Consider the following 582-nt stretch of genomic DNA (forward strand, 5'->3'; position numbering starts at 1 on the left):
GGTTCGTCGCTGCAATAGCGGCACTCTGGCAGGTCGCCCGACTGGCGCAATCCAACCAGGTCGCCCTCCTGCAGATAGAACAGCGCCTTGCCGCCGATCAGCGCATGCAGTAGCCCGGTCTCGATGATGAAAAGTTGCTGTGCCGGCAGCTCGGCGCACAGATCGTCGGTGTGCTTGAGTTCAAGGTTGGGGCCTGAGGGCTGCAAGCCTTCGAGCAATTGGGTGGGGATGGTTTGCAGGCGGTTGATCAGGCGATCGGCGTAGGCCGGTTGCTCCCCGAGTAAATACATGTCGGTAATCCTTGAACGAACGGGCACACGATTGGCAGGGTCACGTCGGCGCACAATAGGCTCGGGCGAGGGCCTGAGTAAATCTCGCCGAGCAGAGGTTGTGAGCTAGCTCTAGTTGTCGCGATCGGCGCCCAGATTCCGATTCAGCTCTTCCTTCAGCGGGACCGGCAGCTGCTGCCACGGGACATCTCTCAACGCCCCCTCGATGGCATACAGCAGAACCTTCGAGGCCCCGAAGCCGCGTGCCTTCACAGCGCGATAGGAGCTCACCGCGCCCAATCGTCGGAGGTCC

1 protein-coding gene and 1 pseudogene are annotated in these 582 nt (G+C 61.7%); both read right to left on the bottom strand.

Features of this window, described 5'->3' with window-relative positions; genetic code table 11:
* Nucleotides 1-290 (bottom strand): annotated as a pseudogene (locus CXQ94_RS23930) (cAMP-binding protein); the annotation flags it as partial.
* Between the two features lie 111 nt (nt 291-401).
* On the bottom strand, nt 402-582 hold a 181-nt coding region (locus tag CXQ94_RS23935), incomplete at its 5' end, for a TfoX/Sxy family DNA transformation protein (protein ID WP_104092590.1).

The organism is Arthrobacter sp. GMC3, assembly GCF_002929305.1.
Lineage (GTDB): Bacteria > Actinomycetota > Actinomycetes > Actinomycetales > Micrococcaceae > Specibacter.